The organism is Streptomyces sp. NPDC127100 (genome assembly GCF_042724095.1).
Lineage (GTDB): Bacteria > Actinomycetota > Actinomycetes > Streptomycetales > Streptomycetaceae > Streptomyces.
Genome location: NZ_JBHXFL010000021.1, coordinates 54761 through 71269, shown reverse-complemented (window position 1 = coordinate 71269; position 16509 = coordinate 54761). Strand labels below are relative to the sequence as shown.

Below are 16509 nucleotides of genomic sequence, written 5' to 3'. Positions count from 1 at the left end.
TCACCCTGTGGCGCATGGCGACATGCGAAGTCTGCGGCAACAACTACGGAATGACGTTCGAGGTCCACGCGCAGGGGGCGGTGCACGTCTTCGACTGCTTCTCCTGCGCGATCCACCGGATGGCCCCCATCTGCGAGCACTGCCGGGTGCAGATCATCGGCCAGGGCGTGGAGGCCGACGGCCACTGGTACTGCGGCGCCCACTGCGCCCGCGCCGAGGGGAGGGCGGGCATCGTCGACAGGGCCTGAGGCCGGACGGGCCCACCGGCGGCGAGGGCCGCGGCCCTCGCCCGGACCCTCCGGCGAGGACCGCGTTTCGGCAAGGTACCGTCGATGCGTGTACCGCTTCCTGTTGTCCCGCCAGTGGGTGATCCTCACGCTGGTCGCCCTGCTGCTCATCCCGACGATGATCGAGCTGGGCTTCTGGCAGATGCACCGCTACGAGGAACGCACCGCCCGGAACGACCTGGTGGCCGACGCGCTCGGCGCGGAGCCGGTGCCGGTGGAGTCGCTGACCGCTCCCGGCAGGAAGATCACCACGCACGAGCGGTACCGCGGCGTGACCGCGAAGGGCCGCTTCGACACGGAGCACGAGGTCGTCGTCCGCCGGCGCACGAACGCCCAGGACAAGATCGGCTACCACGTGCTGACCCCGTTCGTCCTCACGGACGGCAGGGTCCTGCTCGTCAACCGGGGCTGGATCCCCGCGGACGGCCCCAGTCAGACCGAGTACCCCGAGGTCCCCGCACCGCCCCGGGGGGAGATCACCGTGACCGGGCGGATGATGCCCGACGAGACGACCGCCGCGAGCGGCATCAAGGACCTCCAGGGCCTCCCGGACCGGCAGATCATGCTCATCAACAGCGAGCAGGAGGCCGCCCGTCTGGACGCCCGGGTGCTCGGCGGGTACGTCGTCCTGACGGCGCCGGAGCCCACGGGCGGCACCCCCGAGCCGATCGGCCGGCCCGGCAACGAGGACGCGGCGCTGAACTTCGCGTACGCGATCCAGTGGTGGCTGTTCTCCGCGGCCGTCCCGGTCGGCTGGTGGATCCTGGTCCGCCGCGAGCGGCGCGACCGGGAGGCCGCCGAGGACGCGCCGGCCCCGGAGGCGGAACCCGCCACCGTGTAGCGGCGGTCCGCGCGGGCCGCCGGTGCGGAGCCGATTGCTCCGTCACCGGCCGGGCAGACGGACATCCGTGCATCCCCAGATAGAGGACTACGCGCTCATCGGCGACCAGCAGACCGCGGCCCTGGTCGGCACGGACGGCTCCGTGGACTGGCTGTGCCTGCCCCGCTTCGACTCCGCCGCCTGCTTCGCCAGGCTGCTCGGCGACGAGGACAACGGCCACTGGCGCATCGCCCCCGTGGGCGCCGAGCGCTGCACCCGGCGCGCCTACCGTCCCGACACCCTCGTCCTGGACACCGAGTGGGAGACCGCCGACGGCGCCGTCCGGGTCACCGACTTCATGCCCCAGCGCGACCGCGCCCCCGACCTGGTGCGCGTCGTCGAGGGCCTGCGCGGTGAGGTCACCGTGCACAGCGCGCTGCGGCTGCGCTTCGACTACGGCTCCGTCGTGCCGTGGGTGCGCCGGTCCGACGGTCACCGGGTGGCCGTCGCCGGGCCGGACTCCGCGTGGCTGCGCAGTGAGCCGGAGGTGCGCAGCTGGGGTCAGGACTTCGGGACGCACGCGGAGTTCACGGTCGCCGAGGGCGAGAAGGTCGCGTTCGTCCTCACCTGGCACCCCTCGCACGAGCCGCGTCCGCGGCTGGTGGACCCGTACGAGTCGCTGGAGCACAGCGTCGAGGACTGGCGCGCCTGGGCCGCCCACTGCCGCTACGACGGTCCGCACCGGGACGCCGTGGTCCGCTCCCTGATCACGCTGAAGGCACTCACCTACCGGCCGACCGGCGGCATCGTGGCCGCCCCCACCACCTCGCTGCCCGAGGAACCGGGCGGCGTCCGCAACTGGGACTACCGCTTCTGCTGGCTGCGCGACTCCACGCTCACCCTGGGCGCCCTGCTGTCGGCCGGGTACCTGGAGGAGGCCGAGGCCTGGCGCGACTGGCTGCTGCGCGCGGTCGCGGGCGACCCGGCCGACCTGCAGATCATGTACGGCCTGGCGGGCGAGCGGCGGCTGCCCGAGTTCGAGCTGCCGTGGCTGTCCGGCTTCGCCGGGTCGGCGCCGGTGCGGGTCGGCAACGACGCGGTGAGCCAGCTCCAGCTGGACGTGTACGGCGAGGTCATGGACTCCCTGTCACTGGCCCGGCTGGCGGGCATGCGTCCCAAGCCGCAGATGTGGGAGCTCCAGTGTGCGCTGATGGACTTCCTGACCACGGCGTGGCGGCAGCCGGACGAGGGGCTGTGGGAGGTGCGCGGCGGACGCCGGCAGTTCGTGCACTCCAAGGTGATGGCCTGGGTGGCCGCCGACCGGGCGGTGCGCACCCTGGAGAGCAGCCCGGAGCTGGGCGGTGACCTGGACGGCTGGCGCGCGCTGCGCGAGGAGGTGCACCGGGAGGTGTGCGAGAAGGGCTACGACCCGGAGCGCAACACCTTCACCCAGTCCTACGGTTCGGCGGAGCTCGACGCCGCGCTGCTCCTCCTCCCCCGGGTGGGTTTCCTGCCCGCGGACGATCCGCGGGTCGTCGGCACGGTCGACGCGATCGGCAAGGAGCTGACCCGGGACGGCCTGGTGCGCCGCTACAGCACCGAGGGCCCGGCCGTGGACGGACTGCCGGGCGGCGAGGGCACGTTCCTGGTGTGCTCGTTCTGGTACGCGGACGCGCTGCACGCGACCGGCCGGACCGAGGAGGCCCGGGAGCTGTTCGAGCGGCTGGTGGGGCTCGCCAACGACGTGGGTCTGCTGGCCGAGGAGTACGACCCGGTGGCGGGCCACCAGCTCGGCAACTTCCCGCAGGCGTTCAGCCACGTCGGCCTGGTGAACACCGCCCTCGCCCTGTTCGGGGACGAGGGGGCAGGATAGGAACCATGGATCTTGGACTGAAGGACCGGGTGTACGTCGTCACCGGAGCCACCCGTGGCCTGGGCAACGCCACCGCGCGCGCACTGGTCGCCGACGGCGCGAAGGTGGTCGTCACGGGGCGGGACGGGAAGAGCGTCGAGGACGCCGCGTCCGCGCTGGGCCCCGACGCGGTGGGCGTGGCCGCCGACAACGCCGACCCCGGGGCCGCCGCGCGGCTGGTCGCGACCGCCCGCGAGCGCTTCGGGCGCTTCGACGGCGTGCTGATCAGCGTGGGCGGGCCGCCGCCCGGCTTCGTCGCCGACAACACCGACGAGCAGTGGCAGGCCGCGTTCGAGTCGGTGTTCCTCGGCGCGGTGCGGCTGGCCCGCACCGCGGCCGCCGAGCTGGAGGACGGCGGTGTCATCGGCTTCGTGCTGTCGGGTTCCGTGCACGAGCCGATCCCGGGCCTGACCATCTCCAACGGCCTGCGGCCGGGACTGGCGGGCCTCGCCAAGTCCCTCGCCGACGAGCTGGGCCCGCGCGGCATCCGCGTCGTCGGCCTGCTGCCGGGCCGGATCGACACCGACCGGGTGCGCGAGCTGGACGGCCGGTCCGCCGACCCGGAGGCGACCAGGGCGGCGAGCGAGTCCCGCATCCCGCTGCGCCGCTACGGCACCCCGGAGGAGTTCGGCCGCGCGGCGGCGTTCCTGCTGTCGCCCGCGGCGTCGTACGTGACGGGCGTGATGCTGCCGGTGGACGGCGGGAGCCGGCACGGCTTCTGAGGCCTGGCGCCGGTCCCGGTCGGCCAGGGGGCAACGGCCGGGTCAGCTGACCCGTTCGGCGTGGTGCTTGACGCCGTGGAGGCGTACCTCCGCCGGGAGGGCGGCGAGGCCGGCCGAGTCGCGGGCGTGGGTGAGGGCGCGCGCGGTGAGGTCGTCGAGCGCGGTGCCGGGGTCCACGTGCGGGGCCAGCAGCAGCCGGACGCGGGCCCGCGGGGCGTCGCGCCGTCCGGTGAGCCGGACACCGACCCGTTCGACCCCGTCCACCCGGTCCGTCTCCTGGGCGAGGGCGCCCTCCAGGGCCCGGCCGCGCAGCACCGCGCCCTCGCCGTCGCCGGTCCGGACGAGGACCTCGGAGAGCCGGCGGCGGCGCAGAACCGCGACGAGCCACCACAGGGCGAGCAGCAGCAGGACGGCGAGCGCGGCGATGACGACCGGCCACCACCAGCCGGAGTCCCGCCAGCGGGTCCGCTCGGCATTGCTGAGCAGCACGTCGTGCGGCCCCTGGTGCACCCACCAGGAGGGCGGCGACACGCCGTACGACACCGCGAGCACGGCGCCGCCCACGGCGATCAGCACCAGGCCCACGAGTCCCAGCAGTACCCGGTCGACGGTCCTGAGCACGTTCGTCACCCCTTCCGTCCCGGCCGCGCCACCCGGACCGACACGGCGGGCGTCCGGGCCAGCCCGAGCCCGCGCACGGCGTCGTCGAGCACGCCGTCCAGGTCGCTCCGTACGTCGTCCAGCTCCCTGAAGTGCGCGAGCGCGCGCACCCGGACCTTCCCGCGTCGCATCCGCACGTGCGCCGACTGCACGCCGGCCACCTCCACGGCCCGGTCGCGCAGCACCGCGGAGGCGGCGTCCCGGTGCAGTCCCGCGCGTACGTCCGGACGGGTGCGCCGCATCGGCAGCATCCTGCGCAGGCCGGGCGTGACCGCCAGCACGAGCAGCCAGAGCCCGAGGGCGGCGGCGACGCCCGCGCCGACCCGGACCCAGATGTCGTCGAGGGGGCGCTGGGCGAGCTGCCGGGCCAGTTCCCGGCGCCAGCCCAGGGCGGAGCGGCCGGCGCGGACGGCGACGACGTCGTAGAGGAAGGCGCCGGCGGCGATCAGCAGCAGGAGGGCGACGATGCCCGCGGGGACGCGGCGCGCCGACCAGAAGCGGCCGCGTGGTCCGCGCTCGCCCTCGGCCGGGGGCCGCTGCGGGGGGCCGGTGCCGGCCGGCTTCTCCATGACGGGCAGGCCCCGCGTGCTGCCCTCGGTGCTCCGGGGCTCGCTCATCGCGTCCTCCGCTGCCGCGCGCCGTACTCCGCCGCCAGGTGCAGCCGCTCCACCTGGACGCCGACCTCCGGCACCGCCATGCCCGCCAGCCCGCCGACCCGCTGGACGACCCGGTGGCGCACCTGCCCGCAGCGGGCACCGATGTCGCAGGGGTAGTCGAGTTCGACGTGGACGCGTACGCGGGCGATGTCGTGATGGACGACGACGGAGGCGTGCGGGCGCTCGGCGTCCGGATGGAGCACGCCGACCGCCTCCCGTGCCGCCTGGGCGGCGATCTTGGCCACGACCCGGTCGGCGATCCGCGTGGCTCCGCGCTCGCCCGCGGGGACCGGCGTCAGGGCGTCGCGGACCTCACCGGGCGCCTCGCTCACTCCGGTCACCGCCGCCGGTCGTCACGGGCGCGGAACAGGTCGCCGAGGTCCATGTCCCCCTCAAGGAACCGGCCGACGACGAACCCGACGGCGCCCAGGGCCGCCACCAGCACGAAGGCCCCGAAGCCGCCGAAGTACCCGGCGAACCCCAACGCCATCCCGGCGATCATGCCGACCACCGCCATGTTCATGGTGCGCTCTCCTCAGTCCGTCGTCCCGTCACCTGATCCGCGGTTCGGCCGGCTCCTCGTCCTCCTCGTCCGGCAGCTTCACGTCGCTCACCGCGATGTTGACCTCGACGACCTCGAGGCCGGTCATCCGCTCCACCGCCGCCACCACGTTCTCCCGTACGTCCCGGGCCACGTCGCTGATCGACACGCCGTACTCGACGACGATCTCCAGATCGAGCGCGGTCTGCTTCTCGCCGACCTCGGCCTTCACGCCGCGCGTCACCGACTTGGACCCGCCGGGCACGCGGTCCCGCACGGCTCCGAAGGTACGCGCCATCCCGCTGCCCAGGGCGTGGACACCCGAGACGTCGCGTGCCGCCATTCCGGTGATTTTCTCGACGACGCCGTCGGCGATGGTGGTCCGGCCACGGGTGCCGGGGTCGCCGCCGCCGCGCCGGACCGCCTGCGCCCTCCCGGTCTCCGGTGTGTCCTTTTCCGTCAAGTCGCTCATGTCCGCACATCCCTCCAGTCGTCGCTTATTCACCACGGTAAGCACGGCGACGCGATTGCGCGCCGGGGATGCGGCAGGCTGAAGCAATGACAACGCCTGATCGGTGGACGCGGACGGTACGGGAGCAGCTGGGGCTCGGCAGGCTGCTGCCCCTGGGCGGGCCGCGGGACGGCGCGTGGATCGCCGAGCGCGCGGCGCGGGAGGCGCTGCTGGCCGCGGTCCGGGACGTGCCGGGCGTGCGCCCGGGGCGCCTGCGCATCACCCTCGCCGCCCCGCAGGAGGCTCCGGAGCCGGTCGTGCCGGCGCCGCCGAGCGCCCTGCCGCCCGGTCCGCTGAGGGTGTCGGCCGACTTCGCGGCGTCGGCGGCCGAGCCCGTGCCGGCCGCGGCCGACCGTCTGCGCGCCGCCCTGGCCGACGCGGCGGCGCGGCGGATCGGCCTGACCGTGACGGACGTCGATCTGCGGGCGACGGACCTGCTGGACGCGGCACCCGAGCCGGCGCCGGGTCCCGTCCCGGAGCCGGAGCCCGGGACCTCGGGCGGCCCGCCGGCCCGGGAGGAGGCGGACGACACGGACGAGGGCCGGGTGGCGGGCGCCGCGCTCGCGGTCCCCGGCGTCAGGGGGCTGACCGGCACGCTGGGCCGCCCGGTGCACATCACGGTGCCGGACGCGCGGCTGGAGGCCGCCCTGCCGCGTCGCCACGTACGGGTGGAGCTGGCGGTCGGCGCGGACCGGCCGGCCGCGGAGGTGGCCCGGCGGGTCAGGGCAGCGGTGACCGAGGCCCTGCCGGACCACCCCACGGTGGCCGTACTGGTGACGGCGATCGGCTGAACCCACGGGCCGGACCACGCCCGTCGTCACGGCGCCGGCCGGGTGGGCCGGCCGGCCGTCGGGGGCTCAGTCCCCGAGTCCGGCCAGGTCGCGCAGCCGACGGCCCTGGGCGGCGCGCTCCGCGGCGCGCTGGGCCTCGTAGTCCCGGTTCTGGGCGCCCTGGAGCAGCGCCTTGGTCTCGACGACGGCGTCGCGCGGCGGGGAGAGGATCGCGGACACCAGGTCGTGCACGGCGCCGTCGAGCTGCTCCCCGGGCACGGCGAGGTTGGCGAGGCCGGTGTTCACGGCCTCCTCGGCCGTGACGAAGCGCCCGGTCGCGCAGATCTCCAGCGCGCGGGCGTATCCGACCAGGGACACCAGCGGATGCGTGCCCGTGAGGTCGGGCACGAGGCCGAGGCTGGTCTCGCGCATGGCGAACTGCACGTCGTCCGCGACGACCCGCAGGTCGCAGGCGAGGGCCAGCTGGAAGCCGGCCCCGATGGCGTGCCCCTGCACGGCGGCGACGGACACGAGGTCGCTGCGCCGCCACCAGGTGAACGCCTCCTGGTACTCGGCGATGGTCCCGTCCAGCTCGGCGTCGCCGCCCCGGGCGAGGTCGATGAACGACGGTTCGCCGTCGAAGCCCTCGGGCGTGAACGCCTGCCGGTCGAGGCCGGCCGAGAAGGACTTGCCCTCGGCCCGCAGCACGACGACCCGGACGGAGCCCGGCAGCAGCCGGCCGGCCTCGGTGAGCGCTCGCCACAGAGCGGGGCTCTGCGCGTTGCGCTTGGCGGGGTTGGTCAGGGTCACCGTGGCGATCGCGTCGTCGACGGTGAGCCGCACGCCGTCCTTGTCGAGTGCGGGACCGGGGTCGTGGGCGGGCGAAGCCATGGAGCGCCTCCGAAGGGTGCGGTCGTCGTCCCTGCCGTGCGCCGACTGCCTCGCCGTGCCGCGACAGAGCTAAGTGACTGCACAGTAACCACCCGGCCGGCCGGACGACCGACCGGGTGGCCACCATCGGAGCCGAGGGGCCACCCGGGGTGGATCAGGCCGATGCGGCCTTCTTGCCCCGGGTCGCCCCGCCACGCCCTCGCAGCGTGACGCCCGACTCGCTGAGCATGCGGTGCACGAAGCCATACGAGCGGCCGGTTTCCTCGGCCAACGCCCGGATGCTCGCACCGGCGTCGTACTTCTTCTTCAGGTCTGCCGCGAGCTTGTCGCGCGCGGCGCCGGTCACCCGGCTGCCCTTCTTCAGAGTCTCGGCCACCCGTGCCTCCTCATGGGAAGTGCGCTCTGGTCTCCTCATGATCACCCCTCATGGGCCTCATGGCCACCCATTCGGCAAGGTCGATGAGACAGGGATGTGACGACAGGAGCGCGTCCCCACATCCGGAATGCGCAATTCCAAAGCGTCGGGCGACGACAGCCGCGCGGATCTCCCGGCGAAAGCGCAGGTCAGAAAGGCGACGCGGCCGGGGCCCCCAGAATGGGGCCCCGGCCGCGAAATCGATGTAGGACACACCTCATGATGAGGAGATCTCACACAGATGGTGGATCACGGATCGGCCGAATGATCCATACCCAGTGGATCATCCGTTCGATCAAGCGAGGGCGACGAGGTCCGCGTAGCCGGCGCCCCACAGGTCCTCGACGCCGTCCGGGAGCAGGATGATCCGCTCCGGCTGGAGCGCCTCGACCGCGCCCTCGTCGTGGGTGACGAGCACGACCGCGCCCTTGTAGGTGCGCAGCGCGCCGAGGATCTCCTCCCGGCTGGCCGGGTCGAGGTTGTTCGTCGGCTCGTCGAGGAGCAGCACGTTCGCCGAGGAGACCACGAGGGTGGCCAGCGCGAGGCGGGTCTTCTCGCCGCCGGAGAGGACACCGGCCGGCTTGTCGACGTCGTCGCCGGAGAACAGGAACGAGCCGAGCACCTTGCGGACCTCGACGAGGTCCATGTCGGGCGCGGCGGACCGCATGTTCTCCAGGACGGTGCGCTCGGGGTCGAGGGTCTCGTGCTCCTGCGCGTAGTAGCCGAGCTTGAGGCCGTGGCCCTCGACGACCTCGCCCGTGTCGGGCTTCTCCACGCCGCCGAGCAGGCGCAGCAGGGTCGTCTTGCCGGCGCCGTTGAGACCGAGGATGACGACGCGGGAGCCCTTGTCGATGGCCAGGTCGACGTCGGTGAAGATCTCCAGGGAGCCGTAGGACTTGGACAGGCCCTCCGCGGTCAGCGGGGTCTTGCCGCAGGGCGCCGGCTCGGGGAAGCGGAGCTTGGCGACCTTGTCGGACTGGCGGACGGCCTCCAGGCCGGACAGCAGCTTGTCGGCGCGGCGGGCCATGTTCTGCGCCGCGACGGTCTTGGTGGCCTTGGCGCGCATCTTGTCGGCCTGCGAGTGCAGGGCGGCGGCCTTCTTCTCGGCGTTGGCGCGCTCGCGCTTGCGCCGCTTCTCGTCGGCCTCGCGCTGCTGCTGGTAGAGCTTCCAGCCCATGTTGTAGACGTCGATCTGGGAGCGGTTGGCGTCCAGGTAGAACACCTTGTTGACGACCGTCTCCACCAGGTCGACGTCGTGGGAGATCACGATGAAGCCGCCGCGGTAGGTCTTCAGGTAGTCGCGCAGCCAGACGATCGAGTCGGCGTCGAGGTGGTTGGTCGGCTCGTCGAGCAGCAGCGTGTCCGCGTCGGAGAACAGGATCCGGGCCAGCTCGACACGGCGGCGCTGACCGCCGGAGAGCGTGTGCAGGGGCTGGCCGAGCACGCGGTCGGGCAGGTTGAGCGCGGCGGCGATGGTGGCGGCCTCGGCCTCGGCGGCGTATCCGCCCTTGGTGAGGAACTCCGTCTCTTGCCGCTCGTACTGCCTGAGCGCCTTCTCGCGGGTGGCGCCCTGGCCGTTCGCGATGCGCTGCTCGTTCTCGCGCATCTTGCGGATCAGGGTGTCGAGGCCGCGGGCGGAGAGGATGCGGTCGCGGGCCAGCACGTCGAGGTCGCCGGTGCGCGGGTCCTGCGGGAGGTAGCCGACCTCGCCGGAGCGGGTGACGGTACCCCCGGCGGGGATGCCCTCGCCGGCGAGGACCTTGGTGAGGGTGGTCTTGCCGGCGCCGTTGCGGCCGACCAGGCCGATGCGGTCGCCCTTGGCGATGCGGAAGGTGGCGCTCTCGATGAGGACGCGGGCACCGGCGCGCAGCTCGATGCCGGAGGCGGAGATCACGGTCAGACTCCAGGGCGGGTGGGTGACGGGATGGGCGGCTGAGGACGTTTCCCGCCGTCTAATGCGCGAGGAGAATGGCCATGGGGCCAGTCTAACGGGGCCGTGCAACCGCTTTTCCCGGGTGCCGGTCCCCGCGGCCGTCCGTCCGGGGTTCCACCGTTCGCGGGGCGCGGATCGCGGGCACTGAGGGTGGCCGGTGCGAAACTGGGCGCCGGGCCGGATTCCGGGACTTTCCCGGCGTCCGGTCACCGGTACCGGCTCACGAGGGAGTGATCGGCATGGCAGGCACGGACGGCGGCCGCCCGAGCGTCTTCCCGACGCTGCTGTACGCGGACGCCAAGGCGGCGGTCCGCCAGCTCACGCGGGCCTTCGGCTTCACGGAACTGGCCGTGTACGAGGGCGAGGACGGCTCGGTCGCGCACGCGGAGCTGGCCCAGGGCAACGGCGCGGTGATGCTCGGTTCCAGGGGCACGGGCAGCCGCTTCGACGAGGCGATGGGGAACGCGGGCACGACGGGGGTGTACGTCGTGGTGGACGACGTCGACGCACACCACCGGCGGGCCGTGGAGCACGGCGCGGAGATCCTGATGCCCCCGACGGACCAGGACTACGGGTCCCGGGACTACATGGCCCGGGACCTCGAGGGCAACGTCTGGAGCTTCGGGACGTACGCGCCCGATGTCCGCGGCTGACGTCCGCCGCCGGCTGACGTCCGCCGGCCGGTCTCCGGTCAGCTGCCCCCGGTGTGCACCTGGAACGCGGCCCGGCGTACGGCCTTGGCCAGGGCCGGGTCGGGGTGGGCCGCGGCGAGGGCGACCAGGACCTGCACGGTGCGCGGGTGCCCGACGGCGCGGACCTCGTCGAGGAGCGCCGGGACGGTGGGCTGCACGGCGGACTCCAGGTGCCGCACCAGCAGTGGGGCCTCGCCGTGGTCGGCGACGGCGGCGGCCGTGTCGACCCACAGCCAGGTGGCCTCCTGGCGGGTGAGGACCTCGTGGGCGTCCTCGGGGTCGGCGCCGTCGTGCTCGGCCAGCCACAGCAGGGCGTACGGGCGCAGCGTGGGCTCGCCGAGCACGGCGCGGACGTCGGGCTCGGCGGGGGCGCCGACGACGCGCAGCGCCTCGAAGGCGAGGCCGCGCAGCAGGGCGTCCTCGCCGCGGGCGGCGGCGAGCAGCTCGGTGACGGCGCTGCCGACGGGGCGGGCGGCGAGCCAGGCGCGGTACTCGGCGCGGGCCGCGTTGGGGCGGAGCCGGCCGCAGCCGCGGAGCATGGCCTCGGCCGACTGCTCGATGTTCCCGGCGGGGCTCTGCGCGGCCACGCAGATCTGCTCCAGCTTGACCCAGACCGCCCAGCTGCCCAGCGGGGTGAGGGTGGCCTGCCCGTCGCCGCAGGTGAGGGCACCGACGGAGGCCAGGGCGTGCAGGGCCCAGTCGAGCAGGGGGGCGAGGGGGGTGCCGTCGGTGCCGTCCGCGGCCTGCGGGGGCTGCGGGGCCTCGGGGGTGCCCGGTTCGAGCCGGGGGCCGTAGGGGACCTCGCAGCGCTCGGTGCGCAGTTCGGTGACGCGCTGCTCCAGCAGGTCGAGGAGCTGCGCGACGGGCACCGGTCCGGCCGAGAGCTGGAGGAAGGAGAGCACCTGCGGCATCGCGGAGACGACCTCGGCGACGGCGGCGGGCTCCTGCCCGTCGGGCTCCGGGTGGGCGAGCGACCAGGCGTCGAAGAGGGCGACCCAGCCGCGCAGTACGGCGCTGTCGTCGCGGTTCCAGGCGCGCAGGCGCCAGCCGGGGCGGGCGGTGTCGCCGTGGACCTCGATCAGTCCGGCGAGGCGGGCGGTGTCCCAGTCGGCGCGGATCTCGGCCGGGGTCAGGCCCAGTTCGCGGGCCGCGTGTTCGGCGGTCGCGTCGGAGAGGGTGGCCTTGCCATCGGCGGTCGCGCTGCCGCGGCCGGGGCCGAGGGCGGCGTCGGCCCAGCGGGCGATGCGGGCGGCGCCGGACAGGCCGGAACGCGCCATTCGGGCCAGTTCCGACCGGGCCGGTGTGCCCTCCGGGGGGCGCGGTGCGGCGCGGTGCGCGCGCCGCTGGTTGATCGCTCTGGGGGCGGCGGCCAGGGGTCGCGGACGGACGAGTCGAAGCCTGGAGTCGCGCGGGATACGGGACGTCACGGGTGCAGTCTTCCGGTTGACGGTCCGAAAACCCAAACGGAATGCCCGGGGTGGCGGCGAGGAGGGTCTGTGCGGGGCCTCGGCAGGCGGCCCGGGCGGTGGATCCGGCCATGGGTACGGCCCTGAACGGAACCTGAGCGGCGCACGGCGGGGCGGGGCCCGCCGGGGTCACACCAGGGGGGTCATGAAGCGGCGGAGGGTCTCCTGGTAGGTGTCCGGGTCGGCGTTCCACATGGCGCCGTGCGGGGCGCCCTCGACGGTGTGGAGGGAGACGAGCCGGGGGTGGGCGTCGGCGAAGCGGCGGGTGAACCGCCAGGGGGCGACCGTGTCGTCGGGGCCGTGGAAGACCAGGGTCGGCACCGAGAGGGCCTCGTGTCCGGCCGGTTCGGCGCCGCCGTCGGCGTGCAGTCCGGCGCGGCCCTGCGCGGCGCGGACCGCGAGCGGCAGCAGTACGCCGGGCGTGCGGCGGGCGGCGGCCAGGGCGCGCAGGGTGGTCTCCCAGCTGAGGACCGGGGAGTCCAGGACGAGCCCCGCGATGCGGTCGCGGGCGGTGGAGCGCGCGGCGGTGCGCAGGGCCATGGTGGCGCCGGTGGACCAGCCGAGCAGGACGACCTGGCGGGCACCGTGGTCGAGGGCGTAGTGGACGGCGGCGTCCACGTCGTGCCACTCGGTCTCGCCGAAGTGGTGCAGTCCGTCCGGCGAGGGCGGGGCGCCGGCGTCGCCGCGGTGGGTGGGGACCAGTACCGGGACGTGCCGTTCGTGCAGGGGCGCCATGAGGTTCAGGGCGTGCTCGCGGGTGGCTCCGAGGCCGTGCACGGCGATGATCCAGGTGGGGCGGGCGCCGGTCACGAACCAGGCCGGGAGCGGGCCGAGTTCGCCGGGGACGTCGACGTCGGTGTAGTCCAGGCCGAGGGCGGTGCCGGGGGTGCCGACGTACAGGTTGGGGGTGAACCAGGCCCGGTCGCCGGCGTCGAAGGAGCCGTGGGTGACGCCTTCGAGGCGGCGCACGACGGTGTCGGCGCCGTGCTGGGCGCCGTCGAGCACCGGGCCGACGACGGCGTGCGACGCGTCGCCCGCGAGGCCGTAGCGGCCGGGGCGGAGCGCGGCGAGGTCCCGGGTGAGGGTGATCTGCCCGGCGGCGGCCCCGTGCACGGTGAGCCGGGGTTCGGTGGGCAGGGGGCGGCCGGGGGGCGCCTTGAGCGCGGCGTCGCTGGCCAGTCGGCCGGCGGCGACGCTCGCTGCGCCGGCCGCCGCCAGGGCTGCGGTGACTGCGGCGGCCGTTGCTGTGACAGTGCGCATGAGGCCAGTCTCCCGGTGGGGTCCGTGGGCGGCCAGCGGGCGGACGACACGGAGTGACGGCGCCCGGCCGGGCCCGGTGCCGTGGGCCGACTCGACTGCCGGTACCCCGGAAGCCGCCCGGTAACCTCTCCGGCCACCCGCCGGCGGGACCCGGCCGGCCCGCGGGTGCCCGGCGACAGGCAGCTCCCGTCCCACCTCGCGGCTCGCCGCGGGCCGTCGCCCGCCGGAACGTGCCGGTCAGGTCGGCTGGCCGTAGCCGTGCAGGCGCTGCGTCACCTCGTCCAGCTGGGCCGGTGTCAGCAGGGACGGGGTGCGGCCGGGGACCGAGGAGGCCGTGAGCCACAGGCGGCACATCCACTCCAGCTGGGCGGTGCGGTCGTAGGCCTGGTCGAGGGTGGCGCCGTAGGTGACCGTGCCGTGGTTGCGCAGGAGGCAGCCGGTGCGGCCGGCGAGGGCGGCCAGCATGTGGCGGGCGAGTTCGCCGGTGCCGTAGGCCGCGTAGGGGGCGACCCTGACGGGGCCGCCGAGCGCGGCGGCCATGTAGTGGACCAGCGGGAGCTCGGGGACGAGCAGGGAGACCGCCGTGGCGTGCACGGCGTGGGTGTGGACGACGGCCCGGGCGTCGGTGGTGCGGTACACGGCGAGGTGCATGGGCAGCTCGCTGGTGGGGACCAGCGCGCCCAGCACCTGCCGGCCGTCCAGGGCGACGCCGGTCACGTCACCGGGGGCCAGCCGGTCGTAGGGCACGCCCGACGGGGTGACCAGCACCGTGTCGCCGACCCGCACCGAGACGTTGCCTGAGGTGCCGACCACCAGCCCGTCGGAGACCGTCCGCCGGGCCGTCGCGACGAGTGCCTCCCACGCCTCGGACTCCTCCGCGGACACCTCTCCGGCCATCGACTCCGTCACAGTCCACGCCTCCCGTCGGGCGTCCCGCACGCCCCTCGCCGCGCCGTGGTCCGGCGCCTCGCGGCGATCCTGCCAGGCATGTCTCCGGAGAGCGTCGGCGCGGGTACGCAGCGCAGGCGTTCACGGAGGTCACGACCCCGTTTCCGGTCACCATGACGCCCGGTCCAGTTCATCTTCCGTTCACTCTGGTTACCTACGTTCGACGCGCCAATGACCTCGAACGATTGCCTGGGTAAATGGAAAGCTTCTCGCTGATCCTCGCGATTGTGGTGGTAACCGCACTCGCGTTCGATTTCACGAACGGTTTCCACGACACCGCGAACGCGATGGCAACGACCATTTCGACCGGTGCACTCAAACCCAAGGTCGCGGTGGCCATGTCCGCCGTGCTGAACCTTGTGGGCGCCTTCCTCTCGGTGGAGGTCGCCAACACGATCTCCAAGGGTCTCGTCGACGAGACCGGCATCCGTCCCGAGGTCATCTTCGCCGCGTTGGTCGGCGCGATCCTCTGGAACCTGCTGACCTGGCTGGTCGGACTGCCGTCCAGCTCCTCGCACGCCCTGATGGGCGGCCTGATCGGCGCCGCCGTCGCCTCGGCGGGCATCGGCGCCGTCCACGGCGACGTCCTCGTCACCAAGGTGCTCCTGCCGGCCGTCGCCGCCCCGATCGTCGCGGGCGTCGCGGCGATGCTCGCCTCCCGGCTGACGTACTCGCTCGGCCGCAAGGCCGACGGCAGGGCCGCGGAGAAGGGCTACCGCGCCGGGCAGATCGCCTCGGCCGGCCTGGTCTCGCTCGCCCACGGCACCAACGACGCCCAGAAGACGATGGGCATCATCACCCTCGCCCTGATCGCGGGCGGTTCCCTCGCCCCCGGCTCGAACCCGCCCGTGTGGGTCATCCTGTCCGCGGGCCTGGCCATCGCGCTCGGCACCTACCTGGGCGGCTGGCGCATCATCCGCACCATGGGCAAGGGCCTGACCGACCTCCAGCCGCAGCAGGGCTTCGCCGCCCAGACCAGCGCCGCCACGGTCATCCTGGCCTCCTCCCACCTCGGCTTCTCCCTCTCCACCACGCACTCGGTCTCCGGTGCGGTCATGGGCGCGGGCCTCGGCCGCAGGGGCGGCGTGGTGCGCTGGTCGACGGCCACCCGCATGTTCGTCGCGTGGGGCCTCACCCTGCCGGCCGCGGCCCTGGTCGCCGCGCTCGCCGAGTGGGTCTGCGGCTTCGGCGACTGGGGCACGGCGCTCGTCGCGGCCTTCCTCGTCGCCTCCAGCTTCGCGATCTGGCGAATCTCCCGGCGCGAGGTCGTCGACCACACCAACGTCAACGGCGGCGACGAGCCGGAGCCCGAGCCGGCCGGCGTGGTGACCACGGCGATCGCCGCCGTCGTCCCGCCGCCCGCGGGCGCCGCGCCCGACGTCCTCGCGGCGTCCTTCCCGGCCCAGGCCGGCACCGACTCCAAGGCCCCGTCGGCCGCCACCACCGTCTGAGCCCGCGTCCCGGGTACGAAGGAAGAGAACCACCATGTCTATCGACTGGGCAGCCCTCGGCTCCGTCTTCGGGGTCAGTCTCGTGGCCACCGTCGCTCTGGTGGCCCTGTTCACCCTCGGCATCGTCGGCCTCTCCCGCCAGGAGCGGGCCGCCGCCCGGGGCGGGTCCGCGGCGCTCGCGGTCACCGGCGCCTACGCGTGCTTCGCGGCCTGCGCGGCTGCGGTGGCGTACGGGATCTATCTGATCGTCGCCTGACCACAGGGCGCACACCGTGCGCGGGGCGCGGGGCGGACTCCACCGTCCCGCGCCCCGCGCTTTTCGCATGCCGGCGCACACCGCCCGCGTGTGGGCTCTCGCACACTCCCCCGGCGCAGGTCAACAGCAAGTTGACGGGTGTTCGCGGGCCGTGGTGGACTGCCGGAGCCATTACGGCGGCAGGAGAGGAAGCCGGTGCGAGTCCGGCGCGGTCCCGCCACTGTCACCGGGGCAGTACGCAGGTACGGCCCCGGGAGCCAGGAACTCTCACCGCCGATTTCGTCGAACCAGGGCGTGGACACCCTGAGTGAGGACATA

At 74.3% G+C, this 16509-nt stretch carries 19 protein-coding genes and 1 riboswitch; of the genes, 8 read left to right on the top strand and 11 right to left on the bottom strand.

Features of this window, described 5'->3' with window-relative positions; genetic code table 11:
- Positions 1-14: 14 nt before the first annotated feature.
- The 4 genes from ACFWJB_RS20185 (at position 15) to ACFWJB_RS20170 (ending at position 3741) form a co-directional block, all read left to right on the top strand.
- Positions 15-248: a hypothetical protein gene (locus ACFWJB_RS20185; RefSeq protein WP_385469289.1), complete on the top strand. Its 234-nt coding sequence runs from the start codon at positions 15-17 to the stop codon at positions 246-248.
- Between the two features lie 88 nt (positions 249-336).
- A complete protein-coding gene (locus tag ACFWJB_RS20180) occupies positions 337-1128 on the top strand; it encodes an SURF1 family protein (protein WP_385469291.1) in 792 nt (263 codons plus the stop codon).
- A gap of 67 nt (positions 1129-1195) precedes the next feature.
- Positions 1196-2980: a glycoside hydrolase family 15 protein gene (locus ACFWJB_RS20175; protein WP_386923741.1), complete on the top strand. Its 1785-nt coding sequence runs from the start codon at positions 1196-1198 to the stop codon at positions 2978-2980.
- 5 nt (positions 2981-2985) lie between these two features.
- Complete coding sequence (locus ACFWJB_RS20170) at positions 2986-3741, top strand: SDR family oxidoreductase (protein WP_385469295.1); 756 nt, start codon at positions 2986-2988, stop codon at positions 3739-3741.
- Positions 3742-3783: 42 nt separating this feature from the next.
- On the opposite strand, the gene amaP is transcribed toward ACFWJB_RS20170, so the two are convergent.
- From amaP to ACFWJB_RS20145, 5 genes are read right to left on the bottom strand one after another with little or no spacing between them, the layout of a single operon-like run.
- Complete coding sequence (gene amaP / locus ACFWJB_RS20165; RefSeq protein ID WP_386923739.1) at positions 3784-4371, bottom strand: alkaline shock response membrane anchor protein AmaP; 588 nt, start codon at positions 4369-4371, stop codon at positions 3784-3786.
- Positions 4368-5018, bottom strand: a complete 651-nt coding sequence (locus tag ACFWJB_RS20160; protein ID WP_386923737.1) for a DUF6286 domain-containing protein — start codon at positions 5016-5018, stop codon at positions 4368-4370. Before ACFWJB_RS20160 ends, amaP begins: the two co-directional genes overlap by 4 nt.
- Entirely contained in the window at positions 5015-5398 is a 384-nt protein-coding gene (locus ACFWJB_RS20155) for a hypothetical protein (protein WP_385469301.1), read from the bottom strand. The genes ACFWJB_RS20160 and ACFWJB_RS20155 overlap by 4 nt, the downstream gene beginning before the upstream one ends.
- Entirely contained in the window at positions 5395-5580 is a 186-nt protein-coding gene (locus tag ACFWJB_RS20150; RefSeq protein WP_356203858.1) for a hypothetical protein, read from the bottom strand. Before ACFWJB_RS20150 ends, ACFWJB_RS20155 begins: the two co-directional genes overlap by 4 nt.
- Positions 5581-5608: 28 nt before the next feature.
- Positions 5609-6070 carry an Asp23/Gls24 family envelope stress response protein gene (locus tag ACFWJB_RS20145; protein ID WP_385469303.1) on the bottom strand — a complete coding sequence of 154 codons (462 nt, stop codon included), beginning with the start codon at positions 6068-6070 and terminating at the stop codon, positions 5609-5611.
- An 86-nt stretch (positions 6071-6156) separates the two neighbouring features.
- Here ACFWJB_RS20145 and ACFWJB_RS20140 point away from each other — a divergent pair, with 86 nt between their 5' ends.
- Positions 6157-6900: a nucleopolyhedrovirus P10 family protein gene (locus ACFWJB_RS20140; protein ID WP_386923734.1), complete on the top strand. Its 744-nt coding sequence runs from the start codon at positions 6157-6159 to the stop codon at positions 6898-6900.
- A gap of 66 nt (positions 6901-6966) precedes the next feature.
- Here the strand turns inward: ACFWJB_RS20140 and ACFWJB_RS20135 are convergent, their stop codons facing one another.
- The 3 genes from ACFWJB_RS20135 to abc-f form a co-directional block, all read right to left on the bottom strand.
- Complete coding sequence (locus ACFWJB_RS20135; protein ID WP_386923732.1) at positions 6967-7770, bottom strand: enoyl-CoA hydratase/isomerase family protein; 804 nt, start codon at positions 7768-7770, stop codon at positions 6967-6969.
- Between the two features lie 154 nt (positions 7771-7924).
- A complete protein-coding gene (locus tag ACFWJB_RS20130; RefSeq protein WP_018567695.1) occupies positions 7925-8146 on the bottom strand; it encodes a helix-turn-helix domain-containing protein in 222 nt (73 codons plus the stop codon).
- Positions 8147-8480: 334 nt separating this feature from the next.
- Complete coding sequence (abc-f, locus tag ACFWJB_RS20125) at positions 8481-10079, bottom strand: ribosomal protection-like ABC-F family protein (protein WP_385469309.1); 1599 nt, start codon at positions 10077-10079, stop codon at positions 8481-8483.
- A gap of 278 nt (positions 10080-10357) precedes the next feature.
- Between abc-f and ACFWJB_RS20120 the strand changes: the two genes are divergently transcribed.
- Positions 10358-10771: a VOC family protein gene (locus ACFWJB_RS20120; RefSeq protein WP_386923729.1), complete on the top strand. Its 414-nt coding sequence runs from the start codon at positions 10358-10360 to the stop codon at positions 10769-10771.
- A gap of 38 nt (positions 10772-10809) precedes the next feature.
- Here ACFWJB_RS20120 and ACFWJB_RS20115 read toward each other — a convergent pair whose 3' ends face one another.
- From ACFWJB_RS20115 to ACFWJB_RS20105, 3 genes are all read right to left on the bottom strand, one after another.
- On the bottom strand, positions 10810-12237 hold the full coding sequence (locus ACFWJB_RS20115) for a hypothetical protein (RefSeq protein WP_385469313.1): 1428 nt from the start codon (positions 12235-12237) through the stop codon (positions 10810-10812).
- 168 nt (positions 12238-12405) lie between these two features.
- Positions 12406-13536, bottom strand: a complete 1131-nt coding sequence (locus tag ACFWJB_RS20110) for an alpha/beta hydrolase family protein (protein ID WP_385469314.1) — start codon at positions 13534-13536, stop codon at positions 12406-12408.
- Positions 13537-13773: 237 nt separating this feature from the next.
- Positions 13774-14433 (bottom strand): class II aldolase/adducin family protein, encoded by a 660-nt coding sequence (locus ACFWJB_RS20105; protein WP_386923781.1) that lies wholly within the window; start codon positions 14431-14433, stop codon positions 13774-13776.
- 248 nt (positions 14434-14681) lie between these two features.
- Between ACFWJB_RS20105 and ACFWJB_RS20100 the strand changes: the two genes are divergently transcribed.
- Both ACFWJB_RS20100 and ACFWJB_RS20095 read left to right on the top strand, forming a co-directional pair.
- Complete coding sequence (locus ACFWJB_RS20100) at positions 14682-15935, top strand: anion permease (RefSeq protein WP_385469316.1); 1254 nt, start codon at positions 14682-14684, stop codon at positions 15933-15935.
- Between the two features lie 34 nt (positions 15936-15969).
- Positions 15970-16191: a hypothetical protein gene (locus tag ACFWJB_RS20095; RefSeq protein ID WP_385469318.1), complete on the top strand. Its 222-nt coding sequence runs from the start codon at positions 15970-15972 to the stop codon at positions 16189-16191.
- 137 nt (positions 16192-16328) lie between these two features.
- Positions 16329-16479: riboswitch (cobalamin riboswitch) on the top strand.
- Positions 16480-16509: the final 30 nt, after the last annotated feature.